Annotated in this window: 28 protein-coding genes; 20 read left to right on the forward strand and 8 right to left on the reverse strand. The window is 62.5% G+C overall.

Translation table 11 applies throughout. The features are described 5' to 3' along the window. Window positions 1-8: 8 nt before the first annotated feature. The 5 genes from C5J26_RS01545 (at window position 9) to C5J26_RS01565 (ending at window position 6,206) form a co-directional block, all read left to right on the forward strand. Entirely contained in the window at window positions 9-1,037 is a 1,029-nt protein-coding gene (locus C5J26_RS01545) for a sensor histidine kinase (RefSeq protein ID WP_105400229.1), read from the forward strand. A gap of 278 nt (window positions 1,038-1,315) precedes the next feature. Further along, on the forward strand, window positions 1,316-2,599 hold the full coding sequence (locus C5J26_RS01550) for a hemolysin family protein (RefSeq protein ID WP_105400887.1): 1,284 nt from the start codon (window positions 1,316-1,318) through the stop codon (window positions 2,597-2,599). Beyond that, window positions 2,596-3,198 carry a 5-formyltetrahydrofolate cyclo-ligase gene (locus C5J26_RS01555; RefSeq protein WP_105400230.1) on the forward strand — a complete coding sequence of 201 codons (603 nt, stop codon included), beginning with the start codon at window positions 2,596-2,598 and terminating at the stop codon, window positions 3,196-3,198. Before C5J26_RS01550 ends, C5J26_RS01555 begins: the two co-directional genes overlap by 4 nt. 2 nt (window positions 3,199-3,200) lie before the next feature. Beyond that, a complete protein-coding gene (locus C5J26_RS01560; RefSeq protein WP_105400231.1) occupies window positions 3,201-4,025 on the forward strand; it encodes a TIGR00282 family metallophosphoesterase in 825 nt (274 codons plus the stop codon). Window positions 4,026-4,268: 243 nt separating this feature from the next. Continuing rightward, window positions 4,269-6,206 carry a DEAD/DEAH box helicase gene (locus C5J26_RS01565; protein ID WP_105400232.1) on the forward strand — a complete coding sequence of 646 codons (1,938 nt, stop codon included), beginning with the start codon at window positions 4,269-4,271 and terminating at the stop codon, window positions 6,204-6,206. 118 nt (window positions 6,207-6,324) lie between these two features. On the opposite strand, the gene C5J26_RS01570 is transcribed toward C5J26_RS01565, so the two are convergent. Beyond that, complete coding sequence (locus C5J26_RS01570; RefSeq protein WP_105400233.1) at window positions 6,325-7,056, reverse strand: dienelactone hydrolase family protein; 732 nt, start codon at window positions 7,054-7,056, stop codon at window positions 6,325-6,327. A 201-nt stretch (window positions 7,057-7,257) separates the two neighbouring features. On the opposite strand from C5J26_RS01570, the gene C5J26_RS01575 reads away from it, so the two are divergent. After that, complete coding sequence (locus C5J26_RS01575; protein WP_105400234.1) at window positions 7,258-8,103, forward strand: MBL fold metallo-hydrolase; 846 nt, start codon at window positions 7,258-7,260, stop codon at window positions 8,101-8,103. A gap of 24 nt (window positions 8,104-8,127) precedes the next feature. Here the strand turns inward: C5J26_RS01575 and C5J26_RS01580 are convergent, their stop codons facing one another. Then, on the reverse strand, window positions 8,128-8,640 hold the full coding sequence (locus tag C5J26_RS01580; RefSeq protein WP_105400235.1) for a pyridoxamine 5'-phosphate oxidase family protein: 513 nt from the start codon (window positions 8,638-8,640) through the stop codon (window positions 8,128-8,130). Window positions 8,641-8,831: 191 nt separating this feature from the next. Between C5J26_RS01580 and C5J26_RS01585 the strand changes: the two genes are divergently transcribed. Then, entirely contained in the window at window positions 8,832-9,578 is a 747-nt protein-coding gene (locus C5J26_RS01585; protein ID WP_105400236.1) for a YebC/PmpR family DNA-binding transcriptional regulator, read from the forward strand. A gap of 58 nt (window positions 9,579-9,636) precedes the next feature. Here the strand turns inward: C5J26_RS01585 and C5J26_RS01590 are convergent, their stop codons facing one another. Then, window positions 9,637-10,638: an LLM class flavin-dependent oxidoreductase gene (locus tag C5J26_RS01590; RefSeq protein ID WP_105400237.1), complete on the reverse strand. Its 1,002-nt coding sequence runs from the start codon at window positions 10,636-10,638 to the stop codon at window positions 9,637-9,639. Between the two features lie 129 nt (window positions 10,639-10,767). Next, a complete protein-coding gene (locus tag C5J26_RS01595) occupies window positions 10,768-12,180 on the reverse strand; it encodes a methyl-accepting chemotaxis protein (protein WP_105400238.1) in 1,413 nt (470 codons plus the stop codon). A 191-nt stretch (window positions 12,181-12,371) separates the two neighbouring features. Here C5J26_RS01595 and ruvC point away from each other — a divergent pair, with 191 nt between their 5' ends. The 11 genes from ruvC to C5J26_RS01650 all read left to right on the forward strand — a co-directional run bounded on the left by ruvC (window position 12,372) and on the right by C5J26_RS01650 (window position 18,170). Further along, the gene (ruvC, locus tag C5J26_RS01600) at window positions 12,372-12,881 is read left to right on the forward strand and encodes a crossover junction endodeoxyribonuclease RuvC (protein WP_105400888.1); all 510 of its coding nucleotides are present in this window, start codon (window positions 12,372-12,374) and stop codon (window positions 12,879-12,881) included. A gap of 55 nt (window positions 12,882-12,936) precedes the next feature. Then, window positions 12,937-13,200 carry an AbrB/MazE/SpoVT family DNA-binding domain-containing protein gene (locus C5J26_RS01605; protein ID WP_105400239.1) on the forward strand — a complete coding sequence of 88 codons (264 nt, stop codon included), beginning with the start codon at window positions 12,937-12,939 and terminating at the stop codon, window positions 13,198-13,200. Beyond that, complete coding sequence (locus C5J26_RS01610; RefSeq protein ID WP_105400240.1) at window positions 13,181-13,597, forward strand: type II toxin-antitoxin system VapC family toxin; 417 nt, start codon at window positions 13,181-13,183, stop codon at window positions 13,595-13,597. Before C5J26_RS01605 ends, C5J26_RS01610 begins: the two co-directional genes overlap by 20 nt. Before the next feature lie 12 nt (window positions 13,598-13,609). Then, window positions 13,610-14,227 (forward strand): Holliday junction branch migration protein RuvA, encoded by a 618-nt coding sequence (gene ruvA, locus C5J26_RS01615; protein ID WP_038544898.1) that lies wholly within the window; start codon window positions 13,610-13,612, stop codon window positions 14,225-14,227. A gap of 73 nt (window positions 14,228-14,300) precedes the next feature. Then, complete coding sequence (locus C5J26_RS01620; protein WP_105400241.1) at window positions 14,301-14,585, forward strand: AbrB/MazE/SpoVT family DNA-binding domain-containing protein; 285 nt, start codon at window positions 14,301-14,303, stop codon at window positions 14,583-14,585. Beyond that, window positions 14,582-14,986, forward strand: a complete 405-nt coding sequence (locus C5J26_RS01625; RefSeq protein ID WP_105400242.1) for a PIN domain-containing protein — start codon at window positions 14,582-14,584, stop codon at window positions 14,984-14,986. Before C5J26_RS01620 ends, C5J26_RS01625 begins: the two co-directional genes overlap by 4 nt. Further along, window positions 14,983-16,023 carry a Holliday junction branch migration DNA helicase RuvB gene (ruvB, locus tag C5J26_RS01630; protein ID WP_046634939.1) on the forward strand — a complete coding sequence of 347 codons (1,041 nt, stop codon included), beginning with the start codon at window positions 14,983-14,985 and terminating at the stop codon, window positions 16,021-16,023. The genes C5J26_RS01625 and ruvB overlap by 4 nt, the downstream gene beginning before the upstream one ends. Beyond that, window positions 16,023-16,922: a metallophosphoesterase gene (locus C5J26_RS01635; RefSeq protein WP_105400243.1), complete on the forward strand. Its 900-nt coding sequence runs from the start codon at window positions 16,023-16,025 to the stop codon at window positions 16,920-16,922. Before ruvB ends, C5J26_RS01635 begins: the two co-directional genes overlap by 1 nt. A 5-nt stretch (window positions 16,923-16,927) precedes the next feature. Beyond that, window positions 16,928-17,437, forward strand: a complete 510-nt coding sequence (locus tag C5J26_RS01640) for an NUDIX hydrolase (protein ID WP_105400244.1) — start codon at window positions 16,928-16,930, stop codon at window positions 17,435-17,437. 153 nt (window positions 17,438-17,590) lie between these two features. Beyond that, window positions 17,591-17,812, forward strand: a complete 222-nt coding sequence (locus tag C5J26_RS01645) for a DUF2945 domain-containing protein (protein WP_105400245.1) — start codon at window positions 17,591-17,593, stop codon at window positions 17,810-17,812. Continuing rightward, window positions 17,805-18,170 (forward strand): hypothetical protein, encoded by a 366-nt coding sequence (locus C5J26_RS01650; protein WP_105400246.1) that lies wholly within the window; start codon window positions 17,805-17,807, stop codon window positions 18,168-18,170. Before C5J26_RS01645 ends, C5J26_RS01650 begins: the two co-directional genes overlap by 8 nt. Here C5J26_RS01650 and C5J26_RS01655 read toward each other — a convergent pair. From C5J26_RS01655 to C5J26_RS01665, 3 genes are all read right to left on the reverse strand, one after another. Further along, window positions 18,154-19,041: an NAD(P)-dependent oxidoreductase gene (locus C5J26_RS01655; protein WP_105400247.1), complete on the reverse strand. Its 888-nt coding sequence runs from the start codon at window positions 19,039-19,041 to the stop codon at window positions 18,154-18,156. The genes C5J26_RS01650 and C5J26_RS01655 overlap by 17 nt on opposite strands. Then, window positions 19,038-19,850 (reverse strand): glycosyltransferase, encoded by an 813-nt coding sequence (locus tag C5J26_RS01660; RefSeq protein WP_105400248.1) that lies wholly within the window; start codon window positions 19,848-19,850, stop codon window positions 19,038-19,040. The genes C5J26_RS01655 and C5J26_RS01660 overlap by 4 nt, the downstream gene beginning before the upstream one ends. 285 nt (window positions 19,851-20,135) lie before the next feature. Beyond that, window positions 20,136-21,356, reverse strand: coding sequence for an NAD-dependent epimerase/dehydratase family protein (locus C5J26_RS01665; protein WP_105400249.1), 1,221 nt, complete (start codon window positions 21,354-21,356; stop codon window positions 20,136-20,138). A gap of 122 nt (window positions 21,357-21,478) precedes the next feature. Between C5J26_RS01665 and ybgC the strand changes: the two genes are divergently transcribed. Further along, on the forward strand, window positions 21,479-21,946 hold the full coding sequence (gene ybgC, locus C5J26_RS01670; RefSeq protein ID WP_046666777.1) for a tol-pal system-associated acyl-CoA thioesterase: 468 nt from the start codon (window positions 21,479-21,481) through the stop codon (window positions 21,944-21,946). A gap of 8 nt (window positions 21,947-21,954) precedes the next feature. Here the strand turns inward: ybgC and C5J26_RS01675 are convergent, their stop codons facing one another. Next, the gene (locus C5J26_RS01675) at window positions 21,955-22,635 is read right to left on the reverse strand and encodes a lysozyme inhibitor LprI family protein (RefSeq protein ID WP_105400250.1); all 681 of its coding nucleotides are present in this window, start codon (window positions 22,633-22,635) and stop codon (window positions 21,955-21,957) included. Between the two features lie 348 nt (window positions 22,636-22,983). Here C5J26_RS01675 and tolQ point away from each other — a divergent pair, with 348 nt between their 5' ends. Continuing rightward, window positions 22,984-23,703 (forward strand): protein TolQ, encoded by a 720-nt coding sequence (gene tolQ / locus C5J26_RS01680; RefSeq protein WP_037076986.1) that lies wholly within the window; start codon window positions 22,984-22,986, stop codon window positions 23,701-23,703. Window positions 23,704-23,707 lie beyond the last annotated feature (4 nt).

A 23,707-nucleotide genomic window follows, 5' to 3' on the forward strand; every position in this document is an offset into this window, starting at 1 on the left:
GAGACGCGATGCCGCAAACCATACTTTATGTCGATGACGATCTCGCGCTTGCCAGATTGGCGGAACGGCACTTCGCGCGGGCCGGTTACGAGGTCGTCCATGCCGTCAACGCGGCATCGGCAATGGAAGTGGTCGAAAAAGGCGGTATCGACGCGATCGTCCTCGACCACTATCTGAGGACCGAAACCGGGCTCGACATCCTCCACAAGCTGAAAGACCGGGGCTCGGCCATCCCCGTGATCTACGTCACCGGTTCCAGCGACGCGACGATCGCCATCGACGCGCTGAAGAACGGCGCGTCCGACTATGTCATCAAGACGGTCGGCGAGGAATTCTGGCCGCTGATGGAGAGCGCGATCGCGCAAGGGATCGCCAATGCCGAATTGCGGCGCGCCCAGGAAAAGGCCGAGCAGGAGATCCGCCTCGGCAAGGAACGCGCCGAGGTTCTGCTCGCCGAGGTGAACCACCGCGTCGCCAACAGCCTGGCGCTGGTCGCGGCACTCATCCGCCTGCAGGTTTCCAGCAGCAAGAGCGACGACGTCAAGGCAGCCCTTTCGGAGACGCAGGCGCGCATCAGCGCGATCGCCGGCATGCATCGCAGCCTCTACACGTCCGACGACGTCCGGCATGTGGAGATGGACAAATATCTCGGTACGCTGGTGCGCGAGGTGCAGGGCTCCGTCAACGACGACCAGGGGCCGTCGATCCGCCTCGATGCCGAACCGCTGTCGCTGACCTCCGACCGCGCCGTCTCGGTCGGCATGATCGTCACGGAGCTGCTCACCAACGCGCTGAAATACGCCTATCCGGCCGGCACCGAGGGCGAAGTGCGGGTGCTCCTCAAACGCCAGGACGAGGGCAGCGCGCTTCTCGCCGTCGAGGACGACGGGATCGGCTGGCGCGAGGGCGATACGCCCAAGGGCACCGGTCTCGGCAGCCGTATCGTCAAATCCATGGCCGCGACGCTCGGCTCGACGATCCACTACGTGCCTTCCTCTTCCGGCACCCGCGCCGAACTGACGGTCAGCCTTCAGTAGGCCACCCTTCAGTAGGTCGGGACGAAGTGGCCGTGCCGTTTCTGCCACGGTTGTGGCCCTTCATTTTGTTCCAACCATTGCAATGCCCGCATGGCGACCCTATGATTTCCGGGATGCGCGTGAGGTGCATAGCTCCGAGAACCGGTCCCGGTTTTCCGAACTGTGCGTGAGACGTCGCGACGAGGCGCCTCTGGCGCCGTCGTATGGATGCGGGCCGTTCTTCGGAGCGGCACATTCGTTTCGCGTGCAGGCATATTGTTCCAATCAAAGAGATTCTCTTGTTAACCGAAATACTCATCGTCATCGCCCTCACCGTTTTGAACGGTGTCCTCGCGATGTCGGAACTTGCCGTCGTCTCCTCCCGCCCGGTGCGGCTCCGGATCATGGCGGAGCAGGGCAACCGCGGCGCGGCGACAGCCATACGGCTCGCGGAAGATCCCGGCCGCTTCCTTTCCTCCGTGCAGATCGGCATCACGCTGGTCGGCGTGCTGTCCGGCGCATTCTCGGGCGCCACGCTTGGCGCCCGGCTGACCACCTGGCTCGAAGCGCAGGGCATGGCCGACAACCTGGCCGACTGGCTGGGCGTCGGCACCGTCGTCGTTTTCATCACCTATCTGTCGCTGATCGTCGGCGAACTGGTGCCGAAGCAGATCGCGCTGCGGGCGCCGGAAGCGGTTGCCGCCCGTGTCGCGCCCGCCATGAAGATGCTTGCCACCGTCGGCGCCCCGATCGTCTGGTTCCTCGATGTCTCCGGCCGGCTGGTTCTGACCGTGCTCGGCCAGCGGGGCGAGCAGGGCGATCGCGTCACCGACGAGGAAATCCGGACCGTGCTTGCCGAAGCCCAGAGCGCCGGCGTGATCGAGACGGAAGAATCCGCGATGATCTCCGGCGTCATGCGGCTTGCCGACCGTACCGCCCGCGGCCTGATGACGCCGCGCCGGGATGTCGAGGTCATCGACATCGAAGACAATTCGGATGAAATCCGCGAGCAGCTGCGCGCCACGCAGCGCTCCCGCCTGCCGATCCGCAACGGCAGTTCGGACGAGATCCTCGGCACGCTGTTCGTCAAGGACGCCTATGATTTCATCGCCGGCGGCAAGATGCTGGATATCCGCGGCGTCATGCGCGAGGCGCCCGTCGTCTCCGACCTCACCGGCGCGCTCGACGTCATCCAGGCGCTGCGCAAGGCACCGGCCCATATGGTGCTCGTCTATGACGAATACGGCCATTTTGAAGGCATCATCACCTCAGGCGACATCCTCGAGGCGATCACCGGCGTCTTCCAGGAGGAGGAGGACGAAGAACCTGCGATCGTTGCGCGCGACGACGGTTCTTTCCTGATCGCCGGCTGGATGCCGGTCGACGAGTTTTCCGACCAGATGGGTTTTTCGCTCGGCGACGATCCCGGCTACGAAACGGTCGCGGGCTTCGTGCTCGACGAGATGAAGCGCCTGCCGGAACTCGGCGAGAGTTTCACCAAGAACGGCTGGACCTTCGAGGTGATCGACCTCGACGGCCGCCGCATCGACAAGCTGCTGGTCAGGCGGTCGGACAAGGTATGACGGACGTCCTGAAGACCAAGGCGGAGCTTCGTGCCGCGCGGCTTGCCGAGCGGGATGCCATCCCGCCGGTCGAGCGCATCGAGAAGAGCCTGGCCATCGCGTCGCATGGGACCGAGGCAATCAGCCTCGACGCCGGCGCGATCGTTTCGGGCTTCCTGCCGATCCGCTCGGAAGTCGATGTGCGGCCGCTGATGGCGCATCTCAGGGATCGCAACGCGCGGCTCTGCGTGCCGGTCATTCTCGACAAGAAGACGATCGTCTTCCGCGAACTGGTGCGCGGCGCCGAACTGGTACCGGGGGTGTTCGGCACGTTCGGCCCGGGGCCGGATGCGGCGGAGCTTGAGCCGCAGGTGATGCTGGTGCCGCTGTCGGCCTTCGATGCCGGAGGGCACCGGATCGGTTATGGCGGCGGTTATTACGACCGGGCGATCCACCGCCTGCAGCAAAAAGGCCTGAACCCGAAGCTGATCGGGATTGCCTTCGACTGCCAGGAAGTGGCATCAGTTCCCGTTGAACCTCACGATATCAGACTTGACGCTGTCCTGACGGAGAGCGGTTACCGGCCCTTCCAAGACATGGGCCGCGCACAGATTGGATAAGAATGCGCCTTTTGTTCCTGGGTGACATGGTGGGCAAGACCGGCCGCGTGGCGGTTTGGGAAAAGCTGCCCGGCCTCGTCGCCGACCTGAAGCTCGATTTTGTCATCGTCAACGGCGAGAACGCCGCGGGCGGTTTCGGCATTACCGAGGATATCTTTCTCGAGACGATCAATGCCGGTGCCGACGTGGTGACGACCGGCAACCATGTCTGGGACCAGAAGGAGGCCGTCAGCTTTGCCGGCCGCCACGAGCAGTTCCTGCGGCCCGCCAACTATCCCGCCGGCACGCCGGGCAAGGGATCCGGCATTTTTTACGCCCGCAATGGCGCCCGTATTCTGGTCGCCAACATCATGGGGCGGGTGTTCATGCATCCCGAACTCGACGATCCCTTCAAGAGCGCCGAGACGATCCTCGCGGCAGCCCCCCTGAAGGAACAGGCGGACGCGGTGATCTTCGACTTCCACGCGGAAGCGACCAGCGAAAAGCAGTGCTTCGGGCATTTCGTCGACGGCCGCGCCAGCCTCGTGGTCGGCACCCACACGCATGTGCCGACGGCCGACTGCCAGATCCTCAACGGCGGCACCGGCTACATGTCGGATGCCGGCATGTGCGGCGATTACGATTCATCGCTCGGCATGGACAAGGAAGAACCGCTCAACCGCTTCATCTCGAAAATGCCAAAGGGCCGTTTCGAGGCGGCAACCGGGCCCGCGACCATCTGCGGCCTCGGCATCGAGATTTCCGATACGACCGGGCTTGCGGAGAAGATCGAACCGCTCCGGATCGGGCCGCGGCTTGCGGAGACGATACCGTCGTTCTGGCGGTAATGCCGCTTACGGTCGGCGCGACAGCCAGTCCTCGAAGTCTGCAAGCGTATCGACGCCGCCATCGAGCAGGGGCGGATTTACGTCAGATATTAAGCTTGTGGCGTCAATAGCGGCCTTGACCGGGACCTCCCGCAGACATGCTCTTTGACATTTGCCCTGCAAATAAGTAGGAACGGCGCAAGTTCGGCTGCGAGTGTTGCAGCCACAGCGCTTTGCGCGCGAAAATCCGAAAGACAGATTTAGATGACCGATTACAACGGCGCCGTCCCGGCGATCGCCAAGGCGTTGGCGAAACGGGGCTATGTAACGCTGACCCCCGTCCAGAAATCCATGCTCGACCCCGCGCTCACCTTCTCCGATGCGCTGGTTTCGGCGCAGACCGGCTCGGGCAAGACCGTTGCCTTCGGCCTTGCGATCGCCCCGACCTTGCTCGGCGACGCGGAAAAGTTCGGCCCGGCCAGACAGCCTTTGGCGCTCGTCATCGCCCCGACCCGCGAACTGGCGATGCAGGTCACCCGCGAGCTGGAATGGCTTTACGAGATGACCGGCGCGGTTATCACCAGCTGCGTCGGCGGCATGGACATTCGCAGCGAACGGCGCGCGCTCGAGCGCGGCGCCCATATCGTCGTCGGCACGCCCGGCCGACTTTGTGACCATATCCGCCGCAACGCGCTCGACATGTCGGCCCTCAAGGTTGCCGTGCTCGACGAAGCGGACGAGATGCTCGATCTCGGTTTCCGCGAGGACCTGGAATTCATCCTGGACTCGGCCCCTGCCGAGCGCCGCACGCTGATGTTCTCGGCGACCGTTCCGGCCGCGATCGCCAAGCTTGCCAAGAGCTACCAGCGCGACGCGGTCCGCATCGCGACCTCTGCCGAGGAAAAGCAGCATGTCGATATCGAATACCGCGCGCTCACTGTGGCATCGGCCGACCGCGAAAATGCGATCATCAACGTGCTTCGTTATTACGAGTCGACCAACGCGATCGTGTTCTGCTCGACCCGCGCTGCGGTCAATCATCTGACGGCGCGGTTCAACAACCGCAATTTCGCGGTCGTGGCCCTCTCCGGCGAGTTGACGCAGAACGAGCGGACCCATGCGCTGCAGGCGATGCGCGATGGCCGTGCGCGTGTCTGCATCGCCACCGACGTCGCCGCTCGCGGCATCGACCTGCCGGGCCTCGACCTCGTCATCCATGCCGACCTGCCGACCAATCCGGAAACGCTGCTTCACCGCAGCGGCCGCACCGGCCGCGCCGGCCGCAAGGGCATCAGCGCCCTGATCGTACCGGTCAACGCACGCCGCAAGGCCGAGCGCCTGCTCGGCGGCGCCGGCATCTCCGCCACCTGGGCTCGTCCGCCGTCTGCCGAGGAGGTCATGCGGCGCGACGACGAGCGTCTGCTGGCCGATCCGATCTTCAGCGAAAATCCGCGCGAGGAAGAGCAGGATCTCGTCGCCAAGCTGGTCGAGAGCCATGGCGCGGAAAAGCTGGCTGCCGCGTTCGTCAGTCTCTACCGCACCAAATATTCGGCGCCGGAGGATCTGATCGAAATCTCCGTGCAGCAGGATACCCGCAAGCCGCGCGAGCGCGCCGGCGGCGAAGGTGACTTCCCGATGACCCCGCGCCCGTCGCGCGACGAGTTCGGCCCCGCCGTATGGTTCTCGCTGTCGGTCGGCCGCAAGCAGAATGCCGAGCCGCGCTGGCTGATCCCGATGCTCTGCCGCAACGGCAACGTCACCAAGCGGGAAATCGGCGCGATCAAGATGCAGCAGGACGAGACCTTCGTCGAGATCGCCGCCGATCACGCCGACGCCTTCATGCAGGCGGTCGGCAAGGACAAGGCGCTGGAGCGCGGCATCCGCGTCACCCGGCTGACCAGTGCGCCGGACCTCAGCCGTCCCGCGCCGGCCAAGCCTTATGTCAAGAAGTCCTATGACGACCGTCCGATGGAGCCTCGTGGCGACGACTGGGCGAAGGGCAAGCCGCGGAAGAACACCTCCAACGCGGCCGGTCCGGGCGGTCCCCGGGCCGCCGAACCGCGTGGCGACGGAAAACCTTTCAACAAGGATTCCAAGCCGTTCAACAAGGACGCCAAGCCCTTCAAGAAAGACGACAAGCCTTTCAAGAAGAAGGACAAGCCGAAATTGGCCAACAGCAGCAATTTCGAGCGCCGGAAGTAAGCTGGACGACGCGGTAAACCCTGTCTGGGGTGATGCTGCGTCACTGACCGGAATACTGGACGTTCGATGAGATCAGGGGCGGCCCGAAGCCGCCCTTTGTCGTTTTGGAAGGTTCGTTTCAGAGGGTCTCTTCGAACAGCGTCAGCAGGCGCTTGAAGTGGCGCTCGGAACCGTCCTTGTCGTAGATGCTGTGGTCCGGCACCGTCCAGCCATGCGCCATGCCGACATAGTTCTCGACGATATGGTCGACGCCGCCGGTGCGAAACGCTTCGGCGAACCGGGCCGACTGCTCCGGCGGAAAGCTATTGTCGACGCCGGCGACGCCGACATAGATGCGTGCCTTGATCCGGTCCGCCAGCCTGTGCGGGCTGTCTTCGGCGTCGCTTGCGAGATTGCCGCCATGGAAACTGGCGGCTGCCTTGATGCGCTCCGGATAACGGGCTGCGGCGGTGATCGCCCGGCCGCCGCCCATGCAATAACCGACGGCGCCGAGTGCGCCGGTGGCGCCTTCGGAGGTCAACGCTTCGATGAAGGATTCTCCGTCCTCGGCGGTGAGCGGCTGGGAGTTGGCGCGCATCAGGCCCATCAGCTGCGCCCTTGTGGCTTCTTCGCTGAAGGCAGTCTTCGCATCGAACGGGCCGTAGGCGCCCGAGCGGTAGAATAGGTCCGGAACGAGCACGGTATAACCGGCATCGGCGATGCGCTGGCCCATCCAGTAGAGCGCTTCGCGCGGGCCGAAGGCATCCATGTAGAGGATGACGCCCTTGTCCGTGGCAGCGCCGTTCGCAGGCTTGATGACGGCGGCCTTGGCCGTACCGTCCTTGGTCTTGATCTCAATGTCGTGCTTCATCAAAATATCCTCTCGCTCTTCCGACCGGACGCCGGCGAGCTTATGTCGGGGCGTTGCCGTGGCTTTTCAATGATCAACTCCATGACCTCCGCCAATGACAGAATTGTGAGACCGGACGCGGCGATTGCGGCTGGACCGGCCTTTCGCATTGCCGCATGTTTTCGCCGGGAATGAGCATGAACGCAGTTCTTTGGGATCAGCATGATGCTACGGGCTCTCGCACTCGGTCTTTCCGGCCTCCTCCTGTCCGCTGTCGCAGCGCTCGCCCAGGACGGCCTGCCCATCAGCCAATGCCAGGCGATCGCGCAAAAGCTGCCCGGCGTCACCTTCGCAAGCTTCAGCCCCTCCGACCTGCAGTTCGTTCAGGCGAGGAGGAACCTGGCGCTGGCCGAGAGGGAAGAGGTGAAGATCACCTTTGTCGGCCATTCCACCTATTTCATCGAAACGCCTGAAGGGATCGGCATCGCCACCGACTATAGCGGCGCCTACCGACCGTCGCGGCTGCCTGATGTCGCGACCATGAACAAGGCCCATTCCACCCACTACACGCTCAGCCCCGATCCCGGCATAAAGCACGTCCTGCACGGCTGGAGCGATGTCCCGGGCGAAAAGGCGCAGCATCGCGTCATGGTGGGGGATGTCTATGTCCGCAACGTCGTGTCGGATATCCGCAACTGGGGCGGCGGCATCGAGGAAAACGGCAATTCGATCTTCATCTTCGAGGTTGCGGGCCTCTGCATCGGCCATCTCGGCCACCTGCATTTCGAGCTCAACGAGGCGCAGTACACGGAGATCGGCCGGCTCGACATCCTGATGGTGCCGGTCGACGGCGGCCTGACGATGGGGGCGGACAGCATGAGCCGGGTCGTGCAGCGGCTGCGCTCGTCGCTCATCCTGCCGATGCATCGCTGGGGACCGCCGCTCGACAATTTCATCGCCATGTTCGACGCCAAGTTCGACATCGCCTATGCCAAGGAACCGACGATCCGGGTGTCGATGCGCAGCCTGCCGAAAAAGCCGACGATACTGGTGCCGCAGGGGCTGTGATCGCCCCTGCGGCCTTGTTCCGGTTCAGTGGAACTGCGGGAAGGCGAGGTGCTGCTTGACGCCGACATCCGGCATCTTCTCGTCCTTCAGGTTGGCCTTGGCGATCTCCCAGCCGAATTTCAACGTGCTGTCGGTGGAAGCCCAGATTTCCGCGTCGTCGACCCGGAAGGCGAGCAGGGTCAGCAGCGGGTCTTCCTTGCCGCGTTCGTACCAGGCCGAGGTCACGGCGCTCCAATATTCGTCGATCTTGGCGCGGTCGTTACGGATCTCCAGCGTGCCGGAAAGGCAGGCGTGGTAATCGTGGTTCTTGCCGACGACGCAGAAATGGGCGCGGCTGCCGGCGCGGATGGCGCGTACCAGGTCCGTGTCGGCCTTGGTGAAAAACCAGATCGTGCTCGATTTCGGATCGGCATTCGGCGCCATCGGCTGGAAATGCATATGCGAGCCCTCGATCCCGAGCATGCCGGCATGGATGTTGTTGATCTCGTCCCAGAGCTGGCGTTCGGGTGCTTCGCGGGCTTCGGTAAGGCTTGCCATCGATTGTCTCCTTGTTGTTCGTCTCGGTGAACAAACGGCAAGGCTTTGGCTTTGTTCCTGGCCTTGTCGGCGGTGCGGCATCAGGAAAAGCCTCGCCTTACCCTGGAATGCCCTTGAACGGCTCAGGCTTCGAAATTATAAGGCGCCATTCCAGAACGAGTTCCAGAACAAGCTAAAGTGTCAGGGGTGCCATGGCTGGCCATTCACAGTTCAAAAACATCATGCACCGCAAGGGCAAGCAGGATTCGATCCGGTCGAAGATGTTTTCCAAGCTTGCGCGCGAAATCACCGTCGCCGCCAAGACCGGTCTGCCCGATCCGACCATGAACGCAGCACTGCGCCTGGCGATCCAGAACGCCAAGGCGCAGTCGATGCCCAAGGACAATATCGACCGGGCGATCAAGAAGGCTGCCGGCGCGGATGCGGAAAACTACGATTCCGTTCGCTACGAGGGTTACGGTCCGGGCGGCACCGCCGTCATCGTCGAAGCGCTGACCGACAACCGAAACCGCACGGCCTCCAACGTCCGCTCGATCTTCACCAAGGCCGGCGGCGTGCTCGGCGAAACCGGCTCGGTTTCCTTCTCCTTCGACCATGTGGGCGAAATCACCTACAAGGCGAGCGTCGGCGATGCGGACAAGGTGATGGAAGCGGCGATCGAAGCCGGTGCCGACGACGTGACCACCGACGAGGACGGCCACACGATCATCTGCGCTTTCGAAAGCCTCGGCGAAGTGTCGAAGGCGCTCGAAGCGACGCTCGGCCAGGCCGAAACGGTCAAGGTGATCTGGCGGCCGCAGAACACGATCGAGGTGGACGAGGAGAAGGCGCAGTCGCTGCTGAAGCTCATCGACAACCTGGAAGACGACGACGACGTGCAGAGCGTCTATTCGAACTTCGAGGTTTCCGAAGAGGTCATGGCCAAGCTTTCGGCCTGATCCGTTCTCGACCTCGCAATTTTACGGAGCGGGCTGGCAGGACCAGCCCGCCTTTGTTTCAGGCCTTCACCTTTTCCATCATCGGCAGCGTCGCGAACAATTCGACCGAGCGCAGCCGTGCGTCGACATCGTGGATCGGCATCGAGATGATCAGTTCGTCGGCGCCGGTTTCTCCCAGGAAATCCCTGAGCTTTGCCTCGACCGTCGCAACGGAGCCGACCGCTGCGTAACGCAGCGTGTGCTCGACGTTCATCTTCTCCATCGGCGTCCAGAAACCTTCCATGCTGTCGACGGGCTTCGGGAACCGGCTGCGGACGTTCTTGCGCAGATTGACGAACTGCTGCTGCGACGAGGTGAAGGCGCGCTCCGCTTCGGCATCGGTTTCTGCCGCGACGCCCATGACGCCGACCATCATGTAGGGCTTGTCGAGTTGGAGAGACGGCTTAAAACGGTCGCGGTAGATCGAGATCGCTTCCATCAGCATGTCAGGCGCGAAATGCGACGCAAACGCATAGGGCAGGCCGAGGGCTGCGGCGAGATGGGCGCTGTAGACGCTCGATCCGAGCAGCCAGATCGGCACATGAGAATCCATGCCCGGGACGGCGAGCAGGCTCTGGTCCTTTTCGGGCGTGCCGAGCAGGCGCTGCAGTTCCAGAATGTCGTGCGGAAAGCTTTCGGCGCCGGCATCGAGATTGCGGCGAAGGGCGCTCGCGGTGCGCATGTCGGTTCCAGGCGCCCGGCCAAGACCGAGATCGACGCGACCAGGTAACAGCGCTTCCAGCGTGCCGAACTGTTCGGCGATGACGAGAGGGGAATGGTTGGGCAGCATGATGCCGCCGGAGCCGACGCGGATGGTCTTGGTGGCGGCGCCCACATGGGCGATGACGATCGCGGTTGCGGCACTGGCAATGCCCGGCATGCCGTGGTGCTCGGCAAGCCAGACGCGTTTGTAGCCCTGCTCCTCGGCCTTGATCGCCAGGCGGCGGGACTGGTCGAGCGCATCGCTCACGGAATAACCTTCACCGACGGGTGAAAGATCGAGAATGGAAAAGGGGATCATCGGCGCGTCCTGAAGGCGGAATAACTGACAGGGTGTTCCAGTTATCTAGGCAGCCTCGTCCAGGAATACGACCCTGCGGCCGACAGAAAAAGAAGCGCCCGGAAAAGGCGCGCAGCGGAGCCCCCGGCATCACGATTTGACCAGCCGCAGGTGCGAGCCGGGTTTTGCGGGTTTGAGGCTCTCCGGTACCGCCACTCCCTCTGCGTGGAGGATCGTGACGGGCGTGAAGCGCCCTGCCTGATGGTCGATCGCGCCGATATCGCGGTTCATGCGGCCGAGCTTTGTCGTCAGCGCATCCAGCGCGCCGATCTGGTCGCGGCTCGCCTTGGCAAGCGTCGTCATCGTGGTCCTGACGGCTGCGACCGCTTCGATCTCCTTGCCCGAGCTTGCCGCGAGTGCCGCCGCGTGATCGTGCAAGGCATCCGCGTAGATCGTCATCGCATCCAGTTCTCCGCCCGCGTTCTCGACAGACCTGCCGCCGAGTTCGGCCGCTTCCGCCGACCTTCGGGACAGGCCGGAGATTTCCTTGGCCGCCTCGGCTGCCCGCTCGGCAAGTCCGCGGATTTCCTCCGCCACGGTCTTGGAGTCGATCTCGGCCTCGCTGGAACGGGCCGCTTCGAGGCCGGCATTGAGGGCGAGGATATTGGCCTGGAAGGCGATCTCCCGGATCGTTGCGGTGGCGGGCTCGATTCTGAGCGACGCCTTGCGGATCGCCTCCATCGCCACCGTTGCGGCTTCTATCATCTCCTTCGGCGGCCGTATGTCGAGCCGGGCATTGCTGGCGATCTCGGCCGCGTGCTGGGCCTGCATCTTTCGCACCCTCAGCGTTTCGGCAAGCTTGCCGACATCCGCAGCCGTCTTGGCGATGGTTGCCGTCAGCCGGCCACCGGCCTCGGCGGTTTTCGCCAGTTCGTCGCGAGCCTCGGCGCAGTCCGTGTGGAGGCCGTGGGCGCAGCTGCCGATCATGCTGAGCACGTCCTCCAGGATCGTCAGGGCATGGTTGAAATCAGCACGCAGGCCCTCGTATCTGTCGGGGAACGGCATATCGATCCGGACAGTCAGATCGCCGACCGCCAGACGCCGCAGGCCTCCGTCAAGCGCTTCGACCACTGTCCTCAGGTCGCGCGCCTCCTCTCCGGCGGCCTCAAGATCGCGCATGCGAGCTTGCGCCGCCTCCGCTTCCTGCCGCTCGCGCGCTTCTTCGTCCTTGACGAGCCGGGTGAGATGATTGCGGCAGAGCTGCTCCAGCGCCCGGGAGATCGAGCCGATTTCATCGGTGCGGGCCAGATGTTCGCGCGGTACCGCCGTCTTGCCGGCGGCGACCTCCGAGACGCTTCCCGCGATGGTGCGCAGCGGATTGATGAGCGCACCGGCAAGGGAAATGGTGACGAGGGTCAGCGTTATCAGCGACGCGGCGATGCCCAGCATCTCGAAGGGCGTCAGTTCGTCGGCGACGTAAAAGAGGAGCCCCGCGAGAATCCCATTCTGCGCCAGCACAAGCCCGATCACCTTGACGGATAGGGAATGATGTCTGCCTGTCATGGCTGCCTCCTCACATTGCGTCCAAGCCGCGATTTGCAACGCGCGAGGCGCAGGGGCGTTGCCGACCGGCGACCCGAAAGGGGGCAAACCTTTCCGACATGGTTACCGACGGGTAAACGGTCCTCCATTCCCGTTTTCGGTTTGTTCACATTCTCATGGCACTGGTTGGGGCATCAGGATAGGGTATGGGCATGACAGGCACGATTCGCATTATCGGCATCGACCCGGGGCTTCGGCGCACCGGCTGGGGCATTATCGAGACGCTCGGCAACAGCCTGAAATTCGTCGCCTCGGGGACCGTGACCTCCGACGGCGATATGGACCTCGCCTCCCGCCTCTGCCAGCTGCATGACGGGCTCGCGGAAGTCGTGCATGCCTACCAGCCGCACGAGGCGGCCGTGGAGCAGACCTTCGTCAACAAGGATGCGGTCGCCACGCTGAAGCTCGGCCAAGCGAGGGGGGTCGTCATGCTGGTGCCGGCAAGGGCCGGGCTGCCCGTCGCCGAATATGCGCCGAACGCGGTCAAGAAGGCGGTGATCGGCGTCGGCCACGGCGAAAAGCAGCAGATCCACATGATGCTGAAGATCCTGATGCCGAAGGCGGAGTTCAAGGGCAACGACGCCGCGGACGCGCTGGCGATCGCCATCTGCCACGCCCATAACCGCGGTGGCCAGCGGATGCGCGCCGCGCTCGCCGGCTAGTTTGTTCTTGACTTGTTCTTGTTTGGGCGATAGGTAATACCTGAGAGGTATTACCATGCGCGTCACCGAAAAAGGCCAGGTTACGATCCCCAAGGAAATCCGCGACCGATTGAAGATCGGACCGGGTTCGGAGGTGGACTTTGTCGCCGACGACAGAGGCGCGCGATTGGTCGTCGTATCCAACGGCGAAAACCAGTCCACGGACGATTTTGCCTCATGGATTAAGAGCAGATCCGGCACCTTCGATACGGGGGGTATGACGGCTGACGAATTTATGGAATTCTTGAGGGGGCCTCGCGATGACATCGGTTCTCATTGATACCAATGTGTTTATCGACGTTTTCGGCCCGGATAACCCATTCAAGGAATGGTCGTCGAATATGCTGGTCTCGTTGAAGGCGGAGACGCAGTTCATTCTGACGCCGATCGTCTGGGCTGAGCTTGCCAGCATGGCGCCGAGCGAAGAGAAGCTGATGCTTCTGTTGTCGAAGCTTAACCTTGCGCGCGAAATGCTGCCGTTCACAGCGGCCTATCGGGCTGGACTGGCGCATATGCAGTATCGCAAAGCCGGCGGGCTTCGTGAGCGGACCCTGCCGGATTTCCTGATCGGCGCCCATGCCGCGGTCCGCTCCCATCGTCTCCTGACCCGTGATGCAGCCCGTTACCGCGCCTATTTCCCTTCGCTCGACATCATCTCCCCCGAAACCCATCCCTGACGGACATCTTTCATGATCGGCAAGCTCAAAGGCACTATCGACGAGATCGGCGACGACTATGTGCTCGTCGACGTTCATGGCGTCTGTTACGAGGTCTTCTGCTCGTCGCGGGTGCTGTCGAAGATGGGGTCGGTCGGCGAAGCGGTGGTCCTCTTCATCGAGACCTATGTCCGCGAGGACCAGTTCAAGCTTTTCGGCTTCCTGAGCGCGCTGGAGCGGGAATGGTTCAACCTGCTGCAGAGCGTGCAGGGCGTCGGCGCCAAGGTGGCGCTCGCGGTGCTCTCGACGCTGACGCCCTCCGAGCTTGCCAACGCCATCGCCCTTCAGGACAAGACCACTGTCTCGCGTGCGCCCGGCGTCGGGCCGAAGGTCGCGGTGCGTATCGTCACCGAACTCAAGAACAAGGCGCCCGCCTTTGCCGGCGAGGCTTCGGGCAATATCGGCCTCAAGCAGGAGCTTGGCGAGGGTGTGGCCGCAGCACCGGTCGCCGATGCCGTCTCGGCGCTCACCAATCTCGGTTATTCGCGAGACCAGGCCGCGAACGCGGTTGCGGCGGCGCTCAAGAACGGCGGTGAGGGGGGCGATAGTGCAAGGCTCATACGGCTGGGGCTGAAGGAACTGGCTCGGTGAGTGGAAGATTTGCGAGTTTGTCGGAATAATCGTATTATTTCCTCCAATCGCAGCTTTATCGGAGGAACGTGCTATGGGTTGGACGCTTACGCTTTCTGCCAAGGGGCAGCTGACGATACCGAAAGACCTGCGGGAGGCGATCAATTTGCATCCGGGAGATGAAGTTGTTTATTCGGTGGTGAACGGAGATATCGTGATTACACCGAAGAATATCGATTTCGGCGACCTTGTCGGTCTTCTCGGTAATCCGCCGAACGGGCCAGCAACATTGGAGGAAATCGACGCAGCCGTGCTGGCCGCTGGCGGAGCCAATGTCCTTGACATCGGCGACGATGAACAAGCGGATGCAGCGGAATGACGTTGCTGGGGCTGGATACCAACGTCATTGTGCGAACGCTGGTCGCAGATGACCCACAGCAAATGGCAGCAGCGAAAGAGTTCGCAAAAGGACTGGGCCGGGAATATACCGCATTCGTAACGCTTATCAGTCTGCTTGAACTCGATTGGGCCCTGCGATCGCGGTATGGCTTCAAAAAAAAGGAAGTCGTACTTGCCATTGGGAAGTTGCTGCAGACGCGCGGGCTTGTGATAGAAAGCCATGCGCTTGTCGTTGCTGCGCTTCGGCAGGTTGAAAATACGAACGTGGATTTCGCTGATGCCCTCATCGCCGGCCGCTCGCTGGAAGAGGGATGCAAATCCATTAAAACTTTCGATAAGAAAGCCGCTTCGCGCGTCCCCGGAATGGAACTTCTCGCATGAGTGAACCCGCCCGCCTGATAACGCCGGAAAAGCGGGGCGAAGACCTGGATACGACGCTGCGCCCGCAGTCGCTGGACGAGTTCACCGGCCAGGCGGAGGCGCGCGCCAACCTGAAGGTGTTCATCGAGGCGGCGAAGAACCGCGGCGAGGCGCTGGATCACGTGCTGTTCGTCGGTCCGCCGGGGCTTGGCAAGACGACGCTGGCGCAGATCATGGCCAAGGAACTCGGCGTCAATTTCCGCTCGACATCCGGCCCGGTCATCGCCAAGGCAGGCGACCTCGCGGCCCTGCTCACCAATCTCGAAGAGCGGGACGTGCTCTTCATCGACGAAATCCACCGGCTCAATCCGGCGGTCGAGGAAATCCTCTATCCGGCGATGGAGGATTTCCAACTCGACCTGATCATCGGCGAAGGGCCGTCGGCGCGGTCGGTGAAGATCGATCTGTCGAAGTTCACGCTGGTTGCCGCCACCACCCGGGCCGGTCTGCTCACCACGCCGCTGCGCGACCGGTTCGGCATTCCCATCCGGTTGTCCTTCTACACGGTCGATGAGTTGGAACTGATCGTCCGGCGCGGTGCGCGGCTGATGAGCCTTTCGATGACCGATGCAGGCGCCCGCGAGATCGCCCGCCGCGCCCGTGGCACGCCGCGCATCGCCGGGCGACTCTTGCGCCGGGTGCGCGATTTCGCCGAAGTAGCGAAGGCCGAGGCGGTGACGAAGGAGATCGCCGACGAGGCGCTGACCCGGCTGCTGGTCGACAATATGGGCCTGGACCAGCTCGACAAACGCTATCTCAACATGATCGCCGTCAATTTCGGCGGCGGACCGGTCGGCATCGAAACCATCGCCGCCGGCCTGTCGGAACCGCGCGATGCGATCGAAGACATCATCGAACCCTACATGATCCAGCAGGGTTTCATCCAGCGCACGCCGCGGGGCCGCGTTTTGACCGCAAACGCGTGGAAACATCTGGGAATGCAGCCGCCGAAGGATCTCGAGGCCGCGCAATTCCGGATGAATCTCGAGGATGAATAGTGCTCACAAGGCGGACTTTGCTCAAGGCCTTCGCCGGAGGAGTAGCGACCCTGTTCGCTCTGGTCGCCTATCCCTTCGTGGAGGTGATGGCACGGCCTCGGCTGACGCAATATGCCGTCACGCCCAGGCGATGGACGCCGGGATTGAAGCTGCGCGTTGTCGTCCTTGCGGATATCCACGCCTGCGAGCCCTGGATGAGCCTCGATCGGATCGGGTCGATCTGTTCGGCGGCCAATGCGCTGAACGGGGATGTCATCCTGCTGCTCGGCGATTACGTGTCGGGAATGAACCTGGCGACCGAGCATATCCCGTCGGCGGATTGGTCGCAGGTGTTCTCGGTGCTGAAAGCGCCGCTCGGCGTTCATGCAGTGCTCGGCAATCACGACCATTGGGAGGATCTTCGCTTCCAGAGAGATCCCCTCGCCGAGAATATCGCGGCGGCTGCACTGAGGGCGGTTGGAATACCGACCTACATCAACGAGGCCGTCAGGCTGGAGAAAGACGGCCACTCGTTCTGGCTTGCGGGCCTCGGCGACCAGATGGCTCTGCGCCCCGGCAAAGACTTCAAGCGGACGATGATGAGGGGCATCGACGATCTTCCGGGAACGCTCGCGCAGATTGACGATGACTCGCCGGTACTGCTCATGGCACATGAGCCGGACATATTTCCGCAGGTGAGCGAGAGGGTCAGCCTGACGCTTTCGGGTCATACCCATGGCGGCCAGATCAATATCCTGGGCTGGCGGCCCGCCGCCGCATCGCAGGGCTCGCGGCGTTATCCGGCCGGACATTATCGTGAGGGGGAGCGTGATCTCATCGTGTCCCGGGGCCTCGGCTGTTCCATCCTGCCGGTGAGAGTAGGCTCGAGGCCGGAAATCGTCGTGATTGAACTGGGGTAAACCGCATGGCGCGCACTCGCATCCGTATCAAGACCAAGAGCAAGCGTATCTTCCAGATGCGGATTGCCGGGCTTGGGTTCCGGGACGGTCATGTGCTGGTGCATCGCGCCGTGGACGAGGCCTTCTGGACTTTTCCGGGCGGGCGGGCCGAAATCGGCGAGACATCGGAAGAGACTCTCAGACGCGAGATGGTCGAGGAAATCGGCGCCGAGGTGACGGTCGGGCGGCTGCTCTGGTCGGTCGAGAACTTCTTCCACTACGAAGACCGCGACTGGCATGAGCTCGGTTATTATTACCTGATGGACATACCGCAGACCTTTCCCTTTCATCCGACGGACATCGTCCATCGGATCAGGGACGAGCACGATCTGGAATTCAAATGGGTACCGGCGACGACTGCGGCGCTGAGGGCGCTCGACATCCCGCCCTACTTCATCGCCGAGGAGATCGAGAACCTGCCGATCAGTCCGCGCCACCTCGTCTGGCGCGACGGCGACCTCGACCTGAAATCTTAAGTTCGATCTTTTTTCCGCATTCGGTCGGACTTCAGCGCTCGCCACCGGCGATCGTCGGCTGGCGCGGGCAAAGCGAGCTTCATTTCCGCTCGCCCGCATTCCGGCTGGAACATCTGCGCATCGCTTGCCGTTTCTCCCCGAAAGGAGAACGCCATGCAGAAGATCGAGATCGGAAACGAGGTCGCGTGGACCTGGGGGCGATCCGAGGCCAACGGCAAAGTCGCCCAGAAATTCACCAGCGACGTGGAGCGCAAGATCAAGGGCAAGACGATCAAGCGCAAGGCGGATGCCGATGAGCCCGCGTTCCTCATCCGCCAGGAAGACGGCGACCGCGTTCTCAAGAGTGAGTCCGAGCTGAGGAAGACCCATGGATAACGAGATCCCCGATCACGTCCCGCCCGCCGAAGTGGCGCAGGCCGCTGAAAAAGGCTTGAAGCTCCGCTCCCAGCATCGCCGCGGCGGCACGATGGTCGGGGTAGCGCGAGCCCGGGACCTCAAGAACCGCAAGTTGATCTCGGAAAAGACGGTGCGGCGGATGGTGAGCTATTTTTCCCGCCACAAGGCGGACAAGCGTGCCGAGAATTTTGGCGACGACGAAAATCCGTCGACCGGTTACATCGCCTGGCTGCTCTGGGGCGGCGATGCGGGCCAGAAATGGGCCGAGGAGCACAAGAAGGCGATCGAAAAGGCAAAGAACGAAGCAAAGATGCGGCGGTTCACGCAGTCGCATTGAGAGCGGCCACAAGATCCGCGATCGTCTGCCGCAAGAGCGGCGCGCCGCCCGGCTGCCAGCCGAGCGCCTTCAGTTTGTCCGTCGACATGACGTTGACAGCGCTGCGATCGGCCGACGGTGGCAGGTTGTGATGGGACCCCGGCAGGTGGCCGAGGATTTCGCGGGTATCGGTCAGTATGTCCGAAGCATTGAACACCTGGCCGGCGATCTTGCCGGTCTCTGTTTCCAGCATGAGACGAACGGCGGCGGCGACATCGCGACCATGTGTCTCCGTTCCCGCACGCGGCGGAACCGGCCGGCCCGCCAGGTAATCCGCAAAGAGAGCGTCCCATTTATTGGGGCGCAGATTGCCGTAGACGCCGGTGAGCCGGAGAGACGAGGTGGCAAAGCCGGGGGCCGAGAGCTCCGCCAGTGCTCCCTCGGCCCAGAGTTTGATCTCGCCGTAGAGCCCGTCCGGCTTCAAAGGCAGGTCTTCGTGAAGCACCGTTCCGGTCGGTTGTCCGTCATAGACGGCCCTGCTCGAGAGGAAGACCGCCCGGCGGGTGCCGGCCTTCCTGGCGGTCTCGAACAGCTTGACGGTGCCGTCGAGGTTCAGCCGGCGGAAACGATCGGGATCATCGCCTTCGCCGCCGCGATATTTTCCGGGCAAATGGTCGAAGGCAGCATGGACGAAAAAATAGGCCTCGTCGAAAGCTTCGATCTGGTCGAGGGCGGGATCGAGCGAAAGGGGTGCGAACTCGACAGGTTTGGAAAAGAAGCCAGGCGTCGGCGGGCTGCGCCCTCCGACAATCACCTGATATCCGGCATCGATGAGGCCCTCGACGATGTAGCGGCCGACCAGGCCCGTTCCGCCCGATATCAGCACCTTCATGGCGTCTCTCCCGGTTTCGGCAGGCTGGAGAGGGCGGGGATTTCGCGATCCCCGTAAAAGGCATGCCAGAGGTCGATCAGCGGCCGCAGCCGGTCGGCCTTCGGGTGATCCTTCTCCCACGGCTTCTCATACTGGTAATGCAGCACGCCGATGCTTTCCCAGTTCCAGAGATCGGGCATGTTGAACCAGACGTATTGCAGCATGTTCATGAAGACCGGCAGGCCGTGCCAATCCGGGAAGAAGGTCTCGAGAAACGTCTGGTCCGTCCGCCGCCAGAAGGCGTTCGGCTGGTCGAGCGCCGCAAGCATCCTGTCAAATGTCTCCGCGGAAGGTTTGGCGACGAAGACGCCGGAGTTCAGGCGGTGGAAGTCCGAGAGGTTTTCGTAAACATTCGGGGCTGCGGAAAATTCCGGATAGGAAAACAGCTTGTCGATCGGCTTCAGCACCAGCGCGTCGGCGTCGATGAAGATGCAGGTTTCGTAGTCGGTGAGCTGCCAGAGCCGAAGCTTGCAGAAATTGTCGAGCGGCGTGTGGAAAACCGGCTTGCGGCCCTTGGTGAAGGGAGCGGCGCCGTGGAGGGTTTTTCGCGCATGTCGTTCGTTGAAGGCTTCGGAGAGGGGCAGATGTTCGACTTCGACCAGCCGGCAGCCGAGGGCTTCGAGCGGGGCTAGGGTGGAGCGCTCGACGCCGCCTGTGTGGAGGACGACGATATCGGCCTGCGTGCCGGTGCGGCGGATGGAGCGGGCCAGCGCGGTGGCGCCCATGGCGTAGTCGGCATTGGTGACCAGGGTGACGAAGGCGTTGGTCATGGAGCAGACTTCCGTAGGATCAAGGCTGCTGTTCCGCAGTCCCCCTCATCCGCCTGCCGGCACCTTCTCCCCGAGGGGAGAAGAGATTCGCGGATGGGCCGCGACCCCATCTGCCGGCGCATTTGGTTGAAGGAAATGCGTGCGGCATACCTCTTCTCCCCACCGGGGAGAAGGTGCCGGCAGGCGGATGAGGGGGCCATACGGCACAACCTTCCGACTATCCGCACAGCAGGCCTGTTTGATAGGGAAGGCCCCGACGGGCGATGCGGCGCAAACCTCATTTCCTCACGACACCGACTTCAACCTCACGCCCTCCGGGTCATGTTCCACCTTCGCGGCGATGTCCCTCGTCCAGGCGGAGACGGCCGGAACGCGTGATCTGTCAACGCGATAAGCGTATTTCTTCGCGACGTCGACGATCTCTCCGAGCAGTCCTTCGCCGAGTGTCGTCGGTTCGAGGCCGAGGCCGAGGAATTTTTCGTTCTTCACCACCAGTTCGTTTTCCGACGCTTCCTTGCGCGGGTTCGGCAGCCAGGCGATCTTGGAGCCGCTCATCCGGGCGATCATCTCGGCAAGATCGCGCACCCGGTGGGTCTCGGTCATCTGGTTGAAGATCTCGACGCGGCTGCTGCGGGCGGGCGGATTGTTCAGTGCGATCTCGATGCAGCGGACCGAATCCTGGATGTGGATGAAGGCGCGGGTCTGGCCGCCGGTGCCGTGGACGGTGAGGGGATAACCGATCGCCGCCTGGATGAGAAAACGATTCAAGACCGTCCCGTAATCTCCGTCATAGTCGAATCTATTGATCAATTGCGTGTGCCGGCGGGTTTGTTCGGTGTGGGTGCCCCAGACGATGCCCTGGTGCAGGTCGGTGATCCGCAATCCGTCGTTCTTCGCGTAGAACTGGAAGAGCTGCTGATCGAGGCATTTGGTCATGTGGTAGATCGAGCCGGGATTGCTTGGATAGAGAATTTCCTGGGAAACGGTGCGGCCGTCGGCCGTTTCGATGCCGACCGGGAGGTAGCCTTCCGGGATCGCCGCTCCGACCGTCGAATAGCCGTAGACGCCCATCGTGCCGAGATGCACGAGATGCGCGTCGAGATCGAGTTCGACCAGCGCATTCAAGAGGTTATGGGTGGCGTTTACATTATTGCTGACGGTATAGTTCTTGTGCCGGTCGCTCTTCATCGAATAGGGCGCGGCCCGCTGTTCGGCGAAGTGGATGATGGCGTCCGGGCGATGTTTTGAAAGCCAGCCCTTCAGGAGTTCGTAGTCCTTGGCGAGATCGATCAGATGGAAATGAATGCGGCGTCCAGTCTCGGCATGCCAGATTCGGGTGCGTTCCTGGATGCTGTCCATCGGCGTCAGCGACTGGACGCCAAGCTCCGTATCGATCCAGCGGCGGGAGAGGTTGTCGAGGATGTGGATCTCGTGGCCGGCGTCCGACAGGTGAAGCGATGTCGGCCAGCCGACGAAGCCGTCGCCGCCCAGGACTGCAATCTTCATGAGTTACTCTCCGCTGGTTTTCGACCTATTTCCTGATAGGGAGGATATGTGACAGCACGTCAAAACTGGGGCGGCATTGCGCGCTTATCCAGTGGAGTAGAGGGAATTTCCAAGGCAAAGCCATGAAGGAACACAATTTTTTGTTATCGGGCGAATTGATGGAAGGCGGCCATCGGCTGGCCCAGCGCGTCTATTATGAAGACACGGATTTTTCCGGCCTCGTCTACCACGCCCGATATCTGCATTTCCTGGAGCGCGGCCGTACCGACTATCTGCGTTGCCTCGGTTGCGAACAGAGCGCGTTGCTTTCCGCCGACGAAGAAGGGCTGGTCTTCGTCGTCCACCGGATGGAGATCGACTTCAAGCAGCCGGCCCGCATGGACGACATCCTGATCATCCAGACCGTGACGGAAAAGGCGGGCGGCGCCAAGATGGTGCTCAACCAGGAGATCCGCCGGGGCGAAACGCTGCTGATCGCCGCAAAAGTGGTGATCGCCGTCATCAACAGGCACGGGCGTCCGCGCCGGCTGCCGGAGAGCGTGGCGGAAAAGTTTCTCGGGCGTCCGGCCGAGCAGGTGAACCCGGTCTAGACCCGGGCCTATGGGCCACCGCAGGCATGCTGCGAATCGGCCATTGCCCAGCTCTGCCCGGTGCGGGCGTTGGTGACGAAATATTCGCGGCCCCGGTCGTCGCCCTGCGGGCAGCGTTTGGGAATGGCAATCAGGCACATGGTCACCTTGTCGCCGGGCTTGGAGGCAATCAGCGCCTCCTCGCGGGCATAGGAAACCTGATAGCCCTCATTGGCATATTCGATGCCGGTTCCGGCGTCGTAATCCTCGTCCTTGATGGGATCCTGGCCCACCCGCGGGTGGACCTCGGTGACGTTGGTGACGGAGCATTGGCCGATCTTCGCGGGCAATGTCGGGGAGGGCTTGGCCCGCCCGCCCGCGATCGTGCTGGCAGTGATGTCCGCGGGGATGCTCTTGGCGCCGCCGAGTTCTCCAAGGACCGCAATATACGTGCTCAGAACGCAGGAGCGGTTGGAGCCGCAGGATGATCGGTCGCTCGTGAAGTCGCGCAGAACCTGGCGGGTCTCCGCCCTTTTCTCCTGTTCGGCCTTTTCCTGGACCCGCGGAAGCTGCGTATCCAGCGCCGAAAGGAGAGGATCGTTGCAGACTATCAGTTCATCGGGCGAGGGGACGCCCTTGCAGTCGAACGAGGCGGCATGGGCCGGCACCGCGATCAACATCGTCAAGGCTATCAACACTGCGCGCCACATGGTGTGTCCCCGAGAATCCGATTCTGACAGTGTCATAACCCGTGAATGAGAAAAAACTAAGTTGGAAGTTGCCGGCTTTCCTTGTTCCAACTTCAAGTGATCTGGGAACTCGCGATTGCAAGGCCCGCCTAAACCTTTCGTTAACGATAATGGTGTCTTACTGAGACATGAGGAATTTGTGCAACGCACGCCTTCCTTTGACCAAAATTGAAAGCGAGAAGCCAAGCTTGAAGCTCAGGGTATCTTGGGGTTAGGGCTAAGCGCATCCAGCGGTCAAAGATATACTCGCGAGAGCGCTTTTGAACCGCCCGGTCCTTAAAGCCGGGCGTTTGGATTCGGGGATAGTAGATGGAACAGGTAGGTTTGGCGGCAGCGGCGAGCGAAGTGAGCCTCTGGTCGCTGTTCATGCAGGCCGGTCTGGTCGTCAAGCTGGTGATGATAGGTCTCATCGGCGCATCGATCTGGACCTGGGCGATCGTGATCGACAAGTATATCAGCTTCGGCAAGGCCAAGCGCCAGTTCGACCAGTTCGAGCAGGTCTTCTGGTCCGGCCAGTCGCTGGAAGAACTTTACCGTACCCTGTCGGAACGGACGAACACCGGTCTTGCCGCGATTTTCGTCGCCGCCATGCGCGAGTGGAAGAAGAGCTTCGAGCGCGGCGCGCGTTCGCCGATCGGCCTGCAGATGCGTATCGACCGGGCGATGGACGTCACCATGTCGCGCGAAGCGGAAACCTATGAGGCGCGCCTTGGGTCGCTGGCGACGATCGGCTCGGCCGGTCCGTTCATCGGTCTGTTCGGCACGGTCGTCGGCATCATGACATCGTTCCAGGCAATCGCCGGATCGAAATCCACCAATCTCGCCGTCGTCGCACCGGGTATCGCCGAAGCGCTGCTCGCCACCGCGATCGGCCTGGTCGCCGCTATTCCGGCGGTCATCGCCTACAACAAGTTCACCGCCGACGCCGGCAAGCTCTCTGGCCGCATGGAAGGTTTCGCGGACGAATTCTCCGCCATCCTGTCGCGCCAGATCGACGAGAAGCTGCAGCCGCGCCAGGCGGCGCAGTAAAAGG

The sequence above is a fragment of the Neorhizobium sp. T7_12 genome (assembly GCF_002968535.1).
Lineage (GTDB): Bacteria > Pseudomonadota > Alphaproteobacteria > Rhizobiales > Rhizobiaceae > Neorhizobium > Neorhizobium tomejilense.